The following is a 16,210-nucleotide window of genomic DNA, read 5'->3' on the forward strand; positions in this document are numbered from 1 at the left end:
GGCTTAGAGTAAGCCTGTGACGAAGACAGCGATGACGCCTGCGGGCGCTACATAGCGCGCGATGATGTTCCATACGCTTACGCCAGTGGCTGACAGCCCAAGCTCAGCCTCGACACTCTTGCGCTCTAAGCACCACGCAGCGAAGAGAATCGCACCCAAGCCGGTAAGCGGCAGCATGATTTTGCTGGTCAGCGTATCCAGTAGGTCGAACACGCCCATACCGAACATGAGCGGCTCGCTCCACACGTTGAAGGAGAGCAGAGCGGCAATACCCAGCGCCCAAGCGCCCACCCCGGCAACAACGGTCGCCATCACGCGAGACAGCGGCGTGCGCTCTTCAATAAACTCAACCACGGGCTCAAGCAGCGAAATGGCCGAGGTCAGCGCTGCGAAAGTGAGTAGCAGGAAGAACATCAAACCCAGCAGAGAGCCACCGTCCATATTGCCAAATGCTAAGGGCAGCGTAACAAAGATCAGCCCAGGGCCTGAGGCTAGGTCAAGGTTGTTCGCAAACACGATGGGGAAGATCGCAAGACCTGCGCCGAGAGCGATCACCGTATCCATAATGATCACTGTGCGGGCGGTTTGGAGTAGGTTGATCTCTTTGCCCAGGTAAGAGCCATACGCCATCATGATGCCCATACCCAGCGACAGGGTGAAAAAGGCGTGCCCTAACGCGGCCAGGACTGTCTCTGCGCTTAGCTTGCTCCAGTCCGGGTTGAACATATATGCCAGCGCTTCACCGAAATGGCCGGTCGACATGCCATAACCGATCAGCACGACCAGCAGTAACGCGAGTACCGGCATCAAGATGCGTACAGCGCCTTCCAGCCCTTTTGTTACACCACGGGCAACAATACCAATCACCAACAGCATAAAGGCAGAGTGGCCAAGCAGGAGCAGCCCGGGGTTGCTGAGCATACCGTTAAACAGCGCCCCGATGCCGTCGGCGTCTTGGCCGCTGAAGGTGCCGCTTACGGAGTTAAGGGTGTAGTAGAGCGACCAGCCGCCGATCACGCTATAGAACGACAGGATTAAAAACGCCCCCACAATGCCGCTAATACCCACCACGGCCCACATACTGGATTTATTGGCTTGGCGTGCCAGCTCAGACATCGTGCTTGCTGGATTCTTCTGGCCGCGCCGCCCGATAAGCCACTCAGAAACAAGAATGGGCAAGCCAATGAGCCCAATACAAAGCAGATAAACAAATACGAAAGCAGCCCCGCCGCTTTCGCCCACCATGTACGGGAACTTCCAAATATTTCCTAAGCCAACCGCTGAGCCCGCTGCGGCCAGCACAAAGGTCATACGCGATGACCACTGTGCATGTGCAAGTTTTGCCATAAATCACCTGTGTTATACGTTCAATTGTAATGAGTCGTTATCGGCTTGCTGCGCCGATTTTCGGAAATAGAGAAATTGCCAGCGTACTTTTCCGAAAGAACGCGCAATTTATCCGATCATGGTAGGGCATGCCAGTCAGCTCATCTAAAAAGACGGCTTAAAACAGCTGGCTCTGCTTTTCATCGGCAAAGGGGTCAAGCTCAGGCAGTGCGATGTGCTGTTGAAGGGTGTGGTACAGGTGTCGAGCCATCTCGGGGGACTCGCGGTTATCCGCTGTATGCACAAATAAGAAAGGGGTTTTCCCCTGACTTATCCACAGCTTTAGGCGCTCTATCCACGGAGCGAAGTAGCGAGTATTAATGGTTTTGTCAATATGGCCAATGAAGCGAATAATCGGCAGCTCCGCTGTGGAAAGCACGTGTAACGGGAGTTTCGGCTTTTCCTGCTGAGCGTGAGCGAGACCTGCATGGCCATTGGCTGGGGTCGAGAACACGGGGCGCACATCGAGCATCACACGGTTGGCGCCATAAGTTATCAACAATTGGTTGAAGGCTTTCTCCTCCTCACCCTTGTGGAAAAAAACAGGGTGGCGCACCTCCACGGCGCAGGGCAGATACGCTGGCCAGTGGGCGAGCAATGCTTCGAGTTTAGGTAACTCTGAGGGGCCGAAATCACGCGGTAGTTGGACCATGGTTGGACCAAGCCGGTCATGGAGCGGCGTCAGTGCCTCTATAAACTCCCAGGCAGACGCTAAACTGCCGAGGCGCTGGTCATGCGTCACGCTCGCCGGCAGTTTGAAGCAAAAGCGAAAGTGCGCTGGGGCTTGGCGGGCCCAAGCAGCGATGGTGTCGGATTTGGGCGCACCGCTGTAAAACGTCGTATTGCCCTCCACGCTGGAAAACACTGCCGCGTAATCACTGAGCAGGTCGGTTTTGGCTTGGCGCGGGTAGAGGCTGCCCTGCCAATCCTGATTGGCCCACATGGGCAAGCCCAGATAGAGCGGTAGAGGCGAGCGTGAGGCAGTCATCTAAGCGGTGGCCTTTGTCGAAACGTAGAATTGTCGAAACAGAAAGGCTTAGTGTAACCGTAACACCATGAGCGGTGGTGGGGGCGCAAGGCGTGTTAATGAAGATAACGGCCAAAATTATGAAATTTTCCCGGCCACTGCAGCGCTACTATGGTGATCATCGCATTCTTCAACAATTAACCGACAGGAACGCTTCATGGATGCTGCTCATGTAAGCGCCGACGATATTCGCGATCAGTTTTCCAAAGCGATGTCGGCGATGTATCAACAGGAAGTGCCGCAATATGGCACGTTGCTCTCGCTGGTAGAGAGCGTGAATCATGATGTGCTGGCAGAGGATGCCGCCTTAGCACATACGCTCGAAGCGTCAGACGAACTGGCGCGCCTTAGCGTTGAGCGGCATGGAGCGATCCGCGTTGGTTTGCCTGAAGAGCTGTCACTGCTGCGGCGTATGTTTGCGGTGATGGGCATGCACCCCGTGGGGTATTACGACTTGGCGGCTGCCGGGGTACCGGTGCACTCCACGGCGTTTCGCCCGGTGGATGATGACGCCTTGAAGCGCAATCCCTTTCGTGTCTTTACCTCGCTGCTGCGGCTAGAGCTCATCGAAAACGCAGCGCTTCGCGAGCAGGCGCGGGAAATTCTCTCCCACCGTGAAATCGTCACCCCCGAGGCCCAGGCGCTAATCGCCCGCTGCGAAGAGCAGGGTGGCCTAAACGCGACCGATGCCAAGGCATTCGTGCAGGCCGCGCTCAATACGTTCCGCTGGCACCACGATGCCACCGTCGACCGCGCCACCTACGACCGTTTGCATCAAGAGCATCGGTTGATTGCCGACGTGGTGAGCTTTAGAGGCCCGCATATCAACCATTTAACCCCGCGCACCTTGGATATCGATGCAGTACAGCAGCAGATGCCGAGTGTTGGCATCGACCCTAAGGCGGTGATCGAAGGCCCGCCCCGTCGCCGCTGCCCGATTCTACTGCGCCAAACCAGCTTCAAAGCGCTGGAAGAGACCATTACCTTTGCCGACAGCGTGGCGGGCCACCATACCGCCCGTTTTGGCGAGATCGAGCAGCGCGGGGTTGCGCTCACTCAAAAAGGACGCGCGCTATACGACCGCCTGCTGGCCAAGTCGCAGCAGTTGCCTCCCGCTAAAGATAACAGCGCTCATCAGGCGCAGCTGGCGGAAGTATTCCAAGCATTCCCAGACGACCACGCCACGCTACGTCGTGAAGGGCTGGCGTTCTTCCACTATCACGCCGTGCCGGGTACCACTGCATCACTACCCGCGCAGATTAACCCGGATACCCTTGACGCACTCATCGAGCAAGGCGCGCTGACTTGCCAGCCCATGATTTATGAGGACTTTCTGCCGGTCAGCGCGGCGGGCATCTTCCAGTCGAACCTGGGCAGCGAGCAGCGCGACGAATACGCAAGCCAAGCCAACCAAGCCCAATTCGAACGTGACCTGGGGGCCTCCGTGATTGATGAGATTGCGCTGTATGCAAGCCGCCAGCAGGCGTCACTGGATAAGGCGTTGTCGGTATTGGGGGCTACGCACTAATCGTAGTGCGAATGAGGCGCGCCGTTTCCTGCAACAGCGGCAAATACTCTTTGAGCAAGGTGTCCATATCGACGCGAGCGGCATTAGTGCTGATATTAATAGCGCCAAGCAGTTTACCGTTTGCGTCGAAGGCAGGTACGGCCAACGAGCGAAGCCCAGAGTCTAGCTCTTGGTCGGAGATGGCATAGCCTTGCTGGCGCACTTGGTTAATGCATGTTTTTAGGCTAGATACATCCGTAATGGTTTTGTCGGTGTATCGCTGTAGTGAGATACGTCCTAAATAATCGTCTAGCGAGGTTTCGGGCAACTGAGCCAATAAGACGCGTCCCATCGACGTATGTGCGGCTGGTAAGCGTGTTCCCACGGAGAGCGTGATTGCCATTAAGCGGTGGTGCGCTGCTGAACGAGCAACGTAAATTACGTCATCACCATCCAGTACTCCCAACGAGGAGGATTCACCGCATTTGAGCGTAATTTCTTCTAAATACTGTTGGATAGCACTACGGTAATTATTGGACGATAAATACGAATAACCTAGCTGGAGTACGCGTGGTGCTAATTCAAAGTAGCGCTGCTGTTTACGAACATAGCCAAGGGCGTGCAGTGTCAGTAGAAAACGCCGAGCCTTGGCACGGTTCATGCTAGTGCGGGCTGCCACTTCACTCAGTGTCATACGTGGGTGGCTATCATCAAAAGCCATGATGACTTCTAAACCACTTGCCAGGGCAGTCACAAAGTCGCGGTCGTCGGGCTTGAGCGCCTCTTCCTGGGGGAAGTCGTCCATTCTTGTCTACTCATCGTATTATTACATGGTCAGCCGTTAAGGTAGCATAGTGTTCGAATAGCGAACAGTTGTGCTTTCTGGCTAATAGGCGGATGAACAGCTTCCCCATTATGGTAAATTCATACTGTTCGATTCATTCACAAAGAGACGGAATAATGAGCCAGCGTAAAGTCACCGTGTTGCATGGGCCTAATTTGAATCTCTTGGGAACTCGTCAGCCTGAGATTTATGGCTATGAGACCTTAGAGGATGTGAATAATACGTTGCGTGAAATAGCCGTCCTATCCGGTTGGGAGATCAACTGTTTTCAAAGCAATCATGAAGGCGCATTAATTGATGCAATTCACTCGGCACGAGTAGACGGGACCAGTGCCATCATCATTAATCCTGCTGCCTACACGCACACATCGGTCGCTATCCTTGATGCGCTGAATGCTTTTGAAGGAAAAGTGATTGAAGTTCATATCTCAAACGTACACAAGCGGGAAAGCTTTCGCCACCACTCCTATGTGTCACTGCGTGCCGATGGTGTGATTGCAGGCCTTGGGACTTATGGCTATCAGGCAGCTTTAAACTCACTCATAAGCGAATCCGCTACATAGTTTATATATTAAGAATACCGCTGAGTGTCATGAGCCAAATAAGTAGGCTAAGCGTAAAAAAGGAAGCGATCGTCGCCACTAGCATGGCGGTGGCACTCACGTCTCCTAAGTGATAGCGCTGTCCAAATAGGGGATAGATGCTAATCATTGGTGACGCGGCAAACAGTAGTGCACCCGCCATGTATATTGGCTCAATATTAGGCATCAGTAGAAACGCGACCAAAATAGCCAAGGGGTGAATGAGCAGCTTACCAACCACAATTTGTCCTACATCTCTCATCATCCCTTGAGCGCGCAGACCAAATAACGATCCACCGATGACAAATAGCGCGGCAGGTCCTGCTGCTTCCGCCAGCATATGAATCGCTTTATCAATAGGGGGAGGAATGACGATCTCGGTAGATGCGATGACGATCCCCACGGTTAACCCAATCAGTATGGGGTTTTTGGCCAGGCTTCGTGCCGTTTGGCGCAGGGTCTGCCACACGTTTGAGCCATGCTGGTTACCCATCTCAGCAAGAATAAGCGCGGTGGGAATCACAAGCAGGTTTTCAACGAGCATATTGAGAGCTAATAGCACCGCAGCCGGTGAGCCAATGACCATCGCGGCGACCGGGTAGCCAACAAATCCACTATTCGATGCGGCCATTCCGAGCGCTTGCATGGCGCTGGCATTAAGGGGTTGGCGCTGCAGTTTTAAGCAAAGTACTAAGCCTGCGCCTAACACGGCTATCGAGCCCAAACCGTACGCCAGCAAATAACTGGGCTGAAAAATCTTGCCTAGTGGCTGTTGGGTTAATGCGCGAATCACCAGGGCTGGCAGGGCACAGTACAGCACAAAAATACCCACGCCTTGCAGCTGTTCGCGCTGGATAACCCCGCTCCACCGAGCTATGTAGCCAATACCAATCAGCAGAAAAATAGGGGTGGTAATGGCTAGGATGGCGAGCATGGAAGTCTCTCCAGCGCATTAGGAGGTTGAAAGGCTCAAGTTCGAATGGCGAATAATTGTACGCTATTGCGAGAGTCTATCATGGCACACGTTGTGCTCTTGGTGAGACAAGTTGCTCGATATAGTGCGTGCGCAGGGGGATCACATGAGGCGTAATCTGTTCAGCGCTGAGGTGGCCATGGGTGAAAAATCGAAATGCGTCCACGCCCTGAAAGACGAACAGGTCAACGCCGGAGAGCGTTTTCGCTTTTGCTCGATGAGCCGCCATTAACAGCTCGGTATGGGCCGGAATATAAACCGCATCAAACACCCAGTGCTGAGCGCCAAGACCGGTGGTATCGATAGGGCAACCAGGATGGTTGATGTGTCCAATGGGGGTGCAGTTCACGACTCCTTGCCACGTTGCCAGTTCGCGCTGCGCTTGCTTGGCTGAAACGCACTCCGCTGCGATGCCCATGGCGTTAAGGTCTCGACACAGGGTGTCGGCACGCTGCTCGTCGCGCTCCAGAATATGGATACAGTGGGCAGACAGCTCACCGAGCGCACATGCCACGGCGCGTCCTACGCCACCGGCACCGATCAGTAAGACATCGCCCGCTTGCTGGCTGCCAAACGAGTGGCGGTAGGCGCTAATAAAACCCGTGTAGTCGGTGTTTTCGGCTCGCAACCCCTGCTCATCGAACAGTAACGTATTGGCGGTACCGACTCGTTGTACGCCTTCTCCGCAGATGTCCGCTAATTTTGCGGCTTTCTCTTTAAAGGGAAAGGTGACGTTGGTGCCCCGGTATCCCTCTGCGCGTAGCGTTTGAATCGCGCTGGGGAAGTCAAAATCCACGATACCTAGGCTGTCCACTAAGTCGTAGCGAACAGCCACGCCCAATGATGCGCCCAGGCGTTCGTGCAGGTCGGGAGATTGTGATTTGGCGATACCTTCGCCGACGAGTCCTAATTTGATCATGCTGGGCGCTCTCCCGTGTCGCGACGAGTGTTGTCCGTGTCACCATTAATATCTGAGGCTAAGAGGTCAGCTTCTAGGCGCTGCTGTGCCGTGACGCGCACGAAGGCATTTGGCGCGCCTAACCCTTGATAGCCCTCTCGCTGCACCAATTCGATGAAGAAGGCTTTATGGTTCGGTTGCGTATAGAGCTGATGGAAGTCGCCGTGACTGTCTTGGTCAAAGAGAATGTGGTGCTCCTGCATCCAGGCGTGCGTTTGTGCAGGGAGGTCAAAACGCGCCGCCAAGTCACGATAGTAGTTGCTGGGTATCGGTAGCACTGGGGACTTCGCCTGATGTAAGGCCGTACTAGTATCGCGCATGGAGGTGGTGCTTAAGGCAATGTGATGAACGCCTGAACCACCGTACTGACGGACAAAGCGGTTGCTGGCCGTATCCGGTGAGGCGCTGGCATTGAGCGCCAAGCGAAAACGACCATTGCCGTTTTGGAGGACTTGGCTTTGAATCAAGCCCCGTGGGTCGGTGACATCGAAAGAGGGGGTCACCTCCAACTGGAAGATGGCGCGGTACTGCAGCATCAGTGAAAGATAGTCATGGTAGGAGAGCGCGACGCTGATATGGTCGATATCCACCAGTGACCCTTGGGGAACCGGCTGGCGCTCCACTGGAAATTCGCGATCCCACGTGCGGCTCAGCTGCGAATCGTCGATGATATAAGAGAGGCTGCCGTCGACATTGCGCAGCGCGCTCATTCGGTGGCTTGCCCCTACCTCTTCAGGCTCCACAATCTCGTAACCCAGCTTGTCTGCTCGTTTAAACGCCTCATACGCGTTGCCTACACGTAGGCCAATCGCTGTGACGGCCGTGGCGTCACGCCCTGGTACACGGCCCGTAAAGCTTGATTCAGTATTCAGTACTAAGTTGACGTCGCCTGCGGCCCAGCGCTCGGCGTTCAGCGTGTGATGCCGACCTAAGCAAGCCATTCCCAGTGCGCTGAGCAGCTCGCGCAGCGGTGCCAAATCATTGGGTTCAACCGCTATTTCGAGAAAGGCCACGGACTCAATCGGCTGTGGAGCGGGAATGCCGCTATCGGCTTGCATGCTGCGCAGCAAATGGTAAGAGCGCAAGCCATCGCGGGCGGTTTGGTCGCTGTGGCCCATGCGGAACACATCGTTAAAGATCTCATGGGAGAGCGGGCCGTCGTAACGAGTCTCTTCCAGCATGGCCATGAATTTATCCATCTGAAGCTCGCCTTGGCCGGGGAAACAGCGGTAGTGGCGGCTCCATGAGAGATGATCCATAGACAGGCGCGGCGCATCGGCGGTCTGTACCAAAAAGATGCGATCGCCGGGAATACGGCCAATGGTGCCTAGCTCTGTTTGGCGCGAGAAAATATGGAAAGTATCCAGCACCAAGCCAACATGAGGGTGGGCGGCACGGCGGACCACTTCCCAGCTGTCTCGGTAATCGTGAATATGTCGCCCCCAGGCCAGCGCTTCATAGGCCACGCGTAACTGGCGTTTAGCAGCGCGCTCGCCAAGCTCGAAAAAATCATCGGCAGCGCGGCTAATCCCGGGGAGTGCATCTGGGTGGACGGTGCTGCATGCCATCAGCAAATCGGTGCCGAGCTCTTCCATCAGGTCGAACTTATGCTCGGCGCGATCAAAGGCCCGTTGCCGCGCGCGGCCCTGTAGCCCTTCAAAGTCACGAAAAGGCTGTAGGGTGACCAGCTTCAAACCGCGGGCGCGAATGAGCTCGCCTGCTTCCCGTGGCGTGCCTGCGAACGCGGTTAAATCGTTTTCAAATAGCTCGAGCCCTTCAAAGCCTGCCTGCGCAATCGCGTCTACTTTCTCTTCCAGTGATCCGCTGAGGCAAACGGTAGCAATTGATGAGTACATAGCATCATGCTCCTTGTAATGGTGGAGATCAGTAGCCAGCCAAACGCGGCAGGAACGTCACTAAGGACGGTACAAAGGTAATGAGCAGCAGCACTAAGAACTGGACCGCGAGCATGGGCATAATGCGACGGATAATGGGGCCCATGCCCACGCCTGAGACGGAGTCCGCAACAAAGAGGCAGAGACCCATGGGAGGGGTAATCAGGCCCATCATTAAGTTAAAAATAACCACAATGCCGAAGTGCAAGGGGTCAATGCCCAGCGCCATGGCAATGGGGTGAAGGATGGGGACAAGCACCAAAATAGCGGCAATGCCTTCTAAAAATAGCCCGACCACCAGCAGCAAAAGAATGACGGCAATGAGGAAGGTCCATTGGGTATCAATGCTCATTAAGGCCCATTCTGTCAGCATGTTGGGCACACGCTCGAACGTTAACACCCAGTTGGCGGCGGCCACGGCACCCATGATGACCATGATCACCGCACTATCGCGCATGGCGCGGGCAAAGATACCGGGCAGGTTGACCAGTTTGATATTGCGGTAGAGCACCACGCCGAGAATCAGCGCATACACGACGGCAAACGCTGCCGCCTCCGTAGGAGTGACAATGCCCGCAAGAATGGCGCCCACCACAAACACCGGCATGAGCGCAGGCAGTAGGCCATGCAGTAACGCGTGACGCCGTGACTGCTGTTTTACCTTCGCCGTACTAAGGTCGCCTGCAAAGAAGTAGACGTAAATTGAGAGCCCAAGGGCAAGTAAGAAACCAGGCACGATACCGGCTAAGAAGAGCCCCGGCACCGAGACGCCCGATACGGTAAGCGCGTAAATAATGACCGGAATGCTAGGGGGAATAATAGGGCCAATCACGGATGAAGCCGCAGTGAGGGCGGCAGCAAAGTCGCGTGGATAACCCTCCTTTTCCATCGAAGGAATGAACACTCGGCCAAGCGCCGACGTATCCGCAATCGCTGAGCCCGAAAGCCCGGCAAAAATCACAGATGCCCATATATTGACGTGTGCAAGTCCGGCCTTGAGTCGGCCAACAATAGCGCTGGCTAGGTTAATAATGCGGTGGGTGATACCGGCTTCGTTCATCAGCTCGCCGGCTAAAATAAATAGCGGAATAGCCAGCAGCGGAAAAGACTCCATGCCACCAAAAAACTGCTGCGACACGATGCGAATGTGGTACGGCAAATCACCGGCGCTCATGAGTACCGTGAGAGAGCCTAAAATCGCAAAGGCAAACGGCACACCCAGAAAAACAAGCGCTACAAGTAGTATAAAAATCATGAGGATGCCTCCTCGCCGGCTGGCTGGCTCAGTCGTAGGGCGCCCATAACGAGCGCTGAGAGGCTAAGTAACCCACCGCCTAATAACATAGAGGCTTGGAACAGCCACATTGGCATGCCGGTACTTGATGAGGTGCGCCCGCCCCGTGCTGAGATAAACTCAACCGCTGACACCATTAAGCCGATGCCGACAGCGAGCACCACTAAGTCAACAGCGACCGCTTGCCAACGCATCCAGTGCGCAGGCAGTAAACGGCGGATAAGGTCGAATCCGATATGCTTATCTTGTAAATAGGCCCAGGCCATACCGAACATCAGGCCATAAATCATTAAGTAAATAGCGGTGTCTTCTCCCCAGCTAATGGAGCCGCCATAGGTGTAGCGCGCAAACGCATTGCCCGCGACCAGCAGGAAAATCAGCATCATGGCAAGCCCTGCCAAACTGCCATTAAAAAATATGAGGCCACGGTGTATCCGGCTGAGAAGAGCAGACATAAAGGCACCTTCAATCAATAGTCAGGCACGCAAGGGGGCGAGTAGGCCACTATGGGTCTACTCGCAAGCACTCGCTTTGAATGGCATGTTAGAAGCGTGAGGAAGCGTCATTCACTGCGGAAGAGAGGCGATCGATCCACTCGGCATCATCGCCAAGCTCATTGCGCAGATAGGCCTGTACGGGCGGTTGTGCTGCTTCCCGGAAAGCCTCCATTTGTTCAGCGGTTGGCTGAGTGATCTCCATGCCTTCTGCTTGCAGCTTGGTAATCCCTTCAGCGGAGTTGAACTGCTGAATGGCACGGCCGGTGGTGCCTGCTACCACGGCAGCACGGTTCACTGCGGCTTGCTCTTCTTCAGAAAGCGACTGGAATATCTCATCGTTGATGAGGATGTGATCGACACCATACACGTGGCGATCAAGCGTGAGGTAATCCTGGAACTCGTAGAAGTTGTTGCCGTAGATGACGGAAATAGGGTTTTCCTGGCCATCAACAACGCCCGTCGCCAGTGCCGTGGGCACTTCACCCCAGGCGATACCCTGTGGCTCACCACCCAGCGCGGTGACCATTTCTAGGTAAAGCGGGATGGTTTGCACTCGGAATTTCAAACCCTGCATGTCTTCAGGGGTATGAATGGGGCGGACAGAGTTGGTGAAATGACGAAAGCCAGTTTCCCCATACGCCAGAGTACGCAAGCCGGTTTGTTCGAGGCAATGTTCAGCGAGTGCCGTACCAAACTCACCGTCCATAACTTCCCAAGCGACGGGCGCAGATGGGAAGGTGTACGGAATATCTGTCACCGCAACGGCTGGGCAGAAGTTAGCGTAGGCGCCGGAGACCATCGCAATACTAATGGTGCCATCCTGTGCACCTTCAATCAGTTCAGTTTCACCGCCTAAAGAACCCGCCGGATAGAGCTCAACCGTCAGGTCGGTTTCGGCTTCTACTAGGTTTTTGAAGACTTGACCGGCCGCGCCCTTTTTAGAAGTTGTCCAGTCGTCAGGGTCCACATGGGCAAAGCGTAAGGTTTGTGCTGAGGCATGGGCCGCAGAGAAGAGTGCAGCCATGGTGACGGCCACTGTTAGCGTGCGTTTCATAGATGTTTTTTGTAGTGAAAACATGGGGCGTAGAGACATTATTGTTGTCCTCTTGTCGAGCCATTGTCATGGAGCTTGAAAAGCCATGAAGGTAGCGCGCATGGCCATTTCACTGTGTTCAAATCAACAATGTACGAAATGGTACGTTCAGTCAAGGTATGGCATACTAGACCAAAGACGATCACGATAATAAAGGCCTATCAATGACAGCCAAATCCAACGCTTCTTCGTCCTCCTCTCCACGACGTGGTCGTAAAAACGACCCTGAGTCTGTCCAGGCCGATATTCTTGCGGTCGCCACTCGAGAATTCTCGGAAAAAGGCTTATCGGGGGCGCGAATTGATGAAATCGCTGAAAAAACGCGCGCCTCTAAGCGTATGATTTATTACTACTTCAAAGATAAAGAGACGCTTTACTTACATACGTTAGAAGCGGCTTATCAAAAAGTGCGCTTGCAAGAAGCTGAGCTACAGCTAAATCATTTGGCCCCGATAGAAGCACTGAGCCGATTAGTGCGGTTTACGTTTTGCCATCATGCTAAAAATCCCGATTTTATTCGCCTCGTCATGATTGAAAATATTCATCATGGCCGCTATCTGGGGCAATCGAAGCTGATTCAATCGCTAAATGCGGGGGTGATTGATGCCCTTACCAACGTATACAACCGCGGTGTTGAGGAGGGATGTTTTCGTGAAGGGCTAGATCCCCGTGAGCTTCATTGGCTCATTAGTGCGCTGTCATTCTTTAATGTCTCCAACCAGCACACGTTTTCACGCATTTTCGATTGGAAACAGGCGGCACCTGAGAATCAGCGCAAATTAGAAGACCATGTCACGGACATGGTGATGCGGTACGTGTTGCCGGATGATGCCGCGATAGCAAAACCACAGATAGCAAAACCAGAGTAAGCAACAATAGCGCCCATTCCCAGATTTTGGTTGCCTGATAGGCAGAGGTCTATTTAGCCTATAGTTCGAAGAGCGAACATAAGTACAAACATAAGTACAGACAAGTCAGTAAGCTCAGAACTATCGTCTCTTGGCACTCTGTTGCCAAGGTATTGCTAAAGGAGGCTTCGTCGCCATGCCCGCTATATTTACCAAATACCCCTTCATGAGCCAGCCCGCCTTAAACGCATGCGATGAGCACGCCATGGTGAATGCCATGCTGGCCTTCGAACTAGCCCTTGCTGAGGTGCAGGAAACCAGCGGCGCCGTACCGGCCGGAGTTAGCCAGCAAATGCGTCACCAGTTGGAAAATGCCACCTTCAGCGTCGCCACCATTGCGGATGGCATTGCCAGTGGTGGCAATGTGGCGATTCCTTTTGTGAAGCAGGGGCGTGCGCTTTTGGCAGATGATCTCAAGCGTTACTGGCATCAAGGGGCGACGAGCCAGGATGTGGTCGATTCGGCGCTGATGCTGCTGCTGAAACCGAGCTTGGCGGCACTGAATGCCTTGCTGCTGCGCTGTCGTTCAGCGGCGATAGCGCTGATGGAAGCTCACGCAAAGACCGTGATGGTGGGGCGCACCCTGATGCAGCAGGCGCTGCCGATTACCTTTGGGGTCAAGGTGGCCCACTGGGCAATTGGCCTAGAGCAGAGTCGACGTCACTTGGCAGAGGTGGAGTTACCCGTGCAGTTTGGCGGGGCGGTGGGCGTGCACTCAGGGTGGGACAACCTGGGGCTAGAGTGGATGGACGCCTTGGCTGAGCGGCTGGGTCTGTCTGCGCCTGTGCTTCCCTGGCATACCGACCGCTATCCGATCCATGCCCTCGGCACGGCATTGAATGCAGTCGCGGGGGCGGCTGAAAAAATCGCCCTGGATGTTTCGCTACTGACGCAAACCGAAGTAGGCGAAGTGGCAGAGCCTTTTGCTCCTGGGATGGGCGAGTCATCGTCAATGCCTCATAAGCGTAACCCCGTACGTAGCGCACTGATTAAGGGGGCAGCGCGACAAGTGCATGGCCATACCAGTGTATTGATCCACGCTGCGGCTCAACCTCTTGAGCGAGGGTTGGGCGAATGGCATGCAGAGTGGGCGCCGTTAGTCGAAAGCACTCTGCTGGTAGAAGGCGCCTTGGAGCAGGTCGTCGCACTGTTGGAAGGGCTCGAAGTGAACTCTGAGAATATGGCGCGCAACTTGGCGGCCACGGGTGGGGGCATCATGGCCGAGCCGGTAGCCCGATTATTGGCTCCCACCCTAGGCACTGATAAGGCTAAAGCCATCAGTGCAGAAGCAGCGGAAACCGCTCGTCTAGAAGCCCGTGCCTACGCAGATGTGCTCTCAAGCCATCCTGACGTGCAGGATATTATCGACGCCGATGCGCTGCGTGATGCCTGCAATCCAGCTTTATACCTTGGTAGCAGCGAAAAGCAGGTGACGCGTGCCCGTGCATGGCTGATTTCTGATTAAGCGATTGTTTATACGTGTTTTTTTAGCTCATTAGTCACCTCTGTGCTATTCGCTCATTGTCCGGGAAACTCAGCCGCCATTTGACCCCATAGGTGTTCGGAAGTAACTTGTTCGTATTAAGAATCTATGTTCGTTTGTCGAACAAATACCGACAAGTATGGCAACGACCAGCTAAGAGGCACCTAATATGGCCGAGTTTCTCAGCTTGCATGACGCGGTAGCGCGCTACGTTCAAGACGGCGCTACCGTGGCCATGGAAGGCTTTACCCACTTGATTCCTTTTGCGGCGGGTCATGAAGTGATCCGTCAGAAAAAGCGTGACCTCACGCTCATCCGCATGACCCCCGATATTATTTACGATCAGTTGATTGGCGCGGGCTGTGCCAAAAAAGTGATCTTCTCTTGGGGCGGTAATCCTGGCGTGGGTTCATTGCACCGCCTGCGCGACGCGGTCGAAAAAAGCTGGCCACATAAAGTAGAGATTCTCGAACACAGCCACGCGGCCATGGCCTGTGCCTTTGAGGCAGGGGCAGCGGGCCTACCGTTGGCGGTGTTCCGTGGCTATGTGGGCAGTGAGCTACCCAGCGTTAATGACCAAATCAAGTTTATCGAGTGCCCGTTTACCGGTGAACGTCTTGCCGCGATACCGTCGGTTCGCCCTGATGTATCGATCATTCACGCTCAGCGTGCCGACCGCCAAGGCAATGTGTTGGTAGAAGGGATTGTTGGTGTTCAAAAAGAGGCAGTGTTGGCGGCCAAGCACAGCATCGTCACAGTGGAAGAGATTGTCGATGATCTGGGCGCGACCCCTAATGCCTGCGTGATTCCCAGCTGGGCGGTCAGTGCCATTGCGGTGGCAGAGAAAGGTGCGCTGCCTTCTTATACTCACGGCTACTACGGCCGCAGCAACCTCTTCTATAAGGAGTGGGATGCCATCGCTCGCGACCGCGATACCTTTACCCAGTGGCTGGATGACAACGTCTTTAATGCAGGAGGCCAAGCCTGATGAGTCTGGAATATACCTCTTCTGAAATGATGTCGGTCACCGCAGCGCGAGCGCTGGAAAACGGCATGACCTGTTTTGTAGGGATCGGTTTGCCCTCAGAAGCTGCCAACTTGGCTCGACTCACTCATGCACCCGACGTGGTGCTGATTTACGAATCCGGCACCTTGCAAACCAAGCCCGATATTCTGCCGCTCTCTATTGGCGATGGCGAACTGTGCGAATCGGCGCTCACCACCGTGGCAGTGCCGGAAATGTTCTGCTACTGGCTGCAGGGCGGCAAGGTGAGCGTGGGTTTCTTGGGCACCGCGCAGATTGACCGCTTTGCTAACCTTAATACCACGCTGATCGGCGATTACAAAGCCCCAAAAGTGCGCCTGCCAGGCGGCGGTGGCGCGCCGGAAATTGCCACTAATGCAGGTGAAGTCTTTATCACTCTAAAGCACTCGAAGCGTGCCTTTGTGAAAGATGTCGACTTCGTCACTACGCTCGGCTTTGGTCGCGACGGCAAAGGCCGCGACAATGTGCCCAATATTGGCAAAGGCCCCACTCGCGTCATCACCGACCTCTGCGTGATGAAACCCGACCCGGATACTAAAGAGCTGGTTGTGGTGTCGCTGCATCCCGGTGTGAGCCGCGAAGAGGTGATTGAAGCGACCGGTTGGGAGGTACGCTTTGCCGAGCAGCTTGAGAGTACCCCAGAGCCTAGCGAAAAAGAGCTGACTATCCTGCGCGAATTAAAAGCGCGTACCGAGCGTGCCCACGCTGGCGAATAAGGA

At 54.7% G+C, this 16,210-nt stretch carries 15 protein-coding genes; 6 read left to right on the forward strand and 9 right to left on the reverse strand.

From position 1 onward, the window contains the following. Nucleotides 1–3 precede the first annotated feature (3 nt). Both NH344_RS06885 and NH344_RS06890 read right to left on the reverse strand, forming a co-directional pair. Nucleotides 4–1,347, reverse strand: a complete 1,344-nt coding sequence (locus NH344_RS06885) for a sodium-dependent transporter (RefSeq protein ID WP_074211268.1) — start codon at nt 1,345–1,347, stop codon at nt 4–6. 157 nt (nt 1,348–1,504) lie between these two features. Continuing rightward, the gene (locus NH344_RS06890) at nt 1,505–2,374 is read right to left on the reverse strand and encodes a DUF72 domain-containing protein (RefSeq protein WP_253027677.1); all 870 of its coding nucleotides are present in this window, start codon (nt 2,372–2,374) and stop codon (nt 1,505–1,507) included. Between the two features lie 196 nt (nt 2,375–2,570). Between NH344_RS06890 and NH344_RS06895 the strand changes: the two genes are divergently transcribed. Next, a complete protein-coding gene (locus NH344_RS06895) occupies nt 2,571–3,941 on the forward strand; it encodes a VOC family protein (protein WP_062375942.1) in 1,371 nt (456 codons plus the stop codon). Here NH344_RS06895 and NH344_RS06900 read toward each other — a convergent pair. After that, nucleotides 3,931–4,725 (reverse strand): IclR family transcriptional regulator C-terminal domain-containing protein, encoded by a 795-nt coding sequence (locus tag NH344_RS06900; protein ID WP_044629320.1) that lies wholly within the window; start codon nt 4,723–4,725, stop codon nt 3,931–3,933. The two genes, NH344_RS06895 and NH344_RS06900, sit on opposite strands and share 11 nt — an antisense overlap. A gap of 155 nt (nt 4,726–4,880) precedes the next feature. Between NH344_RS06900 and aroQ the strand changes: the two genes are divergently transcribed. Continuing rightward, on the forward strand, nt 4,881–5,327 hold the full coding sequence (gene aroQ / locus NH344_RS06905; protein ID WP_062373323.1) for a type II 3-dehydroquinate dehydratase: 447 nt from the start codon (nt 4,881–4,883) through the stop codon (nt 5,325–5,327). A gap of 1 nt (nt 5,328) precedes the next feature. Here the strand turns inward: aroQ and NH344_RS06910 are convergent, their stop codons facing one another. From NH344_RS06910 to NH344_RS06935, 6 genes are all read right to left on the reverse strand, one after another. Beyond that, nucleotides 5,329–6,279 carry an AEC family transporter gene (locus tag NH344_RS06910; protein WP_062373326.1) on the reverse strand — a complete coding sequence of 317 codons (951 nt, stop codon included), beginning with the start codon at nt 6,277–6,279 and terminating at the stop codon, nt 5,329–5,331. 79 nt (nt 6,280–6,358) lie between these two features. After that, on the reverse strand, nt 6,359–7,237 hold the full coding sequence (locus tag NH344_RS06915) for a shikimate dehydrogenase (protein WP_062373329.1): 879 nt from the start codon (nt 7,235–7,237) through the stop codon (nt 6,359–6,361). Further along, nucleotides 7,234–9,132: a sugar phosphate isomerase/epimerase and 4-hydroxyphenylpyruvate domain-containing protein gene (locus NH344_RS06920; protein ID WP_253027678.1), complete on the reverse strand. Its 1,899-nt coding sequence runs from the start codon at nt 9,130–9,132 to the stop codon at nt 7,234–7,236. The genes NH344_RS06915 and NH344_RS06920 overlap by 4 nt, the downstream gene beginning before the upstream one ends. A 28-nt stretch (nt 9,133–9,160) precedes the next feature. Continuing rightward, nucleotides 9,161–10,426 carry a TRAP transporter large permease gene (locus NH344_RS06925; RefSeq protein WP_253027679.1) on the reverse strand — a complete coding sequence of 422 codons (1,266 nt, stop codon included), beginning with the start codon at nt 10,424–10,426 and terminating at the stop codon, nt 9,161–9,163. After that, nucleotides 10,423–10,920 carry a TRAP transporter small permease gene (locus tag NH344_RS06930; protein ID WP_253027680.1) on the reverse strand — a complete coding sequence of 166 codons (498 nt, stop codon included), beginning with the start codon at nt 10,918–10,920 and terminating at the stop codon, nt 10,423–10,425. The genes NH344_RS06925 and NH344_RS06930 overlap by 4 nt, the downstream gene beginning before the upstream one ends. An 88-nt stretch (nt 10,921–11,008) precedes the next feature. After that, nucleotides 11,009–12,055 (reverse strand): DctP family TRAP transporter solute-binding subunit, encoded by a 1,047-nt coding sequence (locus NH344_RS06935; protein ID WP_253027681.1) that lies wholly within the window; start codon nt 12,053–12,055, stop codon nt 11,009–11,011. 164 nt (nt 12,056–12,219) lie between these two features. Between NH344_RS06935 and NH344_RS06940 the strand changes: the two genes are divergently transcribed. The 4 genes from NH344_RS06940 (at nt 12,220) to NH344_RS06955 (ending at nt 16,207) form a co-directional block, all read left to right on the forward strand. Next, nucleotides 12,220–12,924: a TetR/AcrR family transcriptional regulator gene (locus NH344_RS06940; RefSeq protein WP_253027682.1), complete on the forward strand. Its 705-nt coding sequence runs from the start codon at nt 12,220–12,222 to the stop codon at nt 12,922–12,924. A 175-nt stretch (nt 12,925–13,099) separates the two neighbouring features. Beyond that, nucleotides 13,100–14,428: an adenylosuccinate lyase family protein gene (locus NH344_RS06945; protein WP_253027683.1), complete on the forward strand. Its 1,329-nt coding sequence runs from the start codon at nt 13,100–13,102 to the stop codon at nt 14,426–14,428. A 187-nt stretch (nt 14,429–14,615) separates the two neighbouring features. Continuing rightward, the gene (locus NH344_RS06950; protein WP_062373341.1) at nt 14,616–15,434 is read left to right on the forward strand and encodes a CoA-transferase; all 819 of its coding nucleotides are present in this window, start codon (nt 14,616–14,618) and stop codon (nt 15,432–15,434) included. 5 nt (nt 15,435–15,439) lie between these two features. Beyond that, the gene (locus NH344_RS06955) at nt 15,440–16,207 is read left to right on the forward strand and encodes a CoA-transferase subunit beta (RefSeq protein ID WP_337954881.1); all 768 of its coding nucleotides are present in this window, start codon (nt 15,440–15,442) and stop codon (nt 16,205–16,207) included. The last annotated feature ends 3 nt before the right edge of the window (nt 16,208–16,210 follow it).

The sequence above is a fragment of the Halomonas sp. Ps84H-12 genome (assembly GCF_024124725.1).
Classification (GTDB): domain Bacteria; phylum Pseudomonadota; class Gammaproteobacteria; order Pseudomonadales; family Halomonadaceae; genus Vreelandella; species Vreelandella aquamarina.

Bases quoted from the DNA above. Each gene is read 5' to 3' on its own strand.
- NH344_RS06930 (WP_253027680.1), bottom strand. From the start codon at position 10,920: ATGTCTGCTCTTCTCAGCCGGATACACCGTGGCCTCATATTTTTTAAT.
- NH344_RS06900 (WP_044629320.1), bottom strand. From the start codon at position 4,725: ATGGACGACTTCCCCCAGGAAGAGGCGCTCAAGCCCGACGACCGCGAC.
- NH344_RS06885 (WP_074211268.1), bottom strand. From the start codon at position 1,347: ATGGCAAAACTTGCACATGCACAGTGGTCATCGCGTATGACCTTTGTG.
- NH344_RS06910 (WP_062373326.1), bottom strand. From the start codon at position 6,279: ATGCTCGCCATCCTAGCCATTACCACCCCTATTTTTCTGCTGATTGGT.
- NH344_RS06895 (WP_062375942.1), top strand. From the start codon at position 2,571: ATGGATGCTGCTCATGTAAGCGCCGACGATATTCGCGATCAGTTTTCC.
- NH344_RS06920 (WP_253027678.1), bottom strand. From the start codon at position 9,132: ATGTACTCATCAATTGCTACCGTTTGCCTCAGCGGATCACTGGAAGAG.
- NH344_RS06950 (WP_062373341.1), top strand. From the start codon at position 14,616: ATGGCCGAGTTTCTCAGCTTGCATGACGCGGTAGCGCGCTACGTTCAA.
- NH344_RS06925 (WP_253027679.1), bottom strand. From the start codon at position 10,426: ATGATTTTTATACTACTTGTAGCGCTTGTTTTTCTGGGTGTGCCGTTT.
- NH344_RS06940 (WP_253027682.1), top strand. From the start codon at position 12,220: ATGACAGCCAAATCCAACGCTTCTTCGTCCTCCTCTCCACGACGTGGT.
- NH344_RS06935 (WP_253027681.1), bottom strand. From the start codon at position 12,055: ATGTCTCTACGCCCCATGTTTTCACTACAAAAAACATCTATGAAACGC.
- aroQ (WP_062373323.1), top strand. From the start codon at position 4,881: ATGAGCCAGCGTAAAGTCACCGTGTTGCATGGGCCTAATTTGAATCTC.
- NH344_RS06945 (WP_253027683.1), top strand. From the start codon at position 13,100: ATGCCCGCTATATTTACCAAATACCCCTTCATGAGCCAGCCCGCCTTA.
- NH344_RS06915 (WP_062373329.1), bottom strand. From the start codon at position 7,237: ATGATCAAATTAGGACTCGTCGGCGAAGGTATCGCCAAATCACAATCT.
- NH344_RS06890 (WP_253027677.1), bottom strand. From the start codon at position 2,374: ATGACTGCCTCACGCTCGCCTCTACCGCTCTATCTGGGCTTGCCCATG.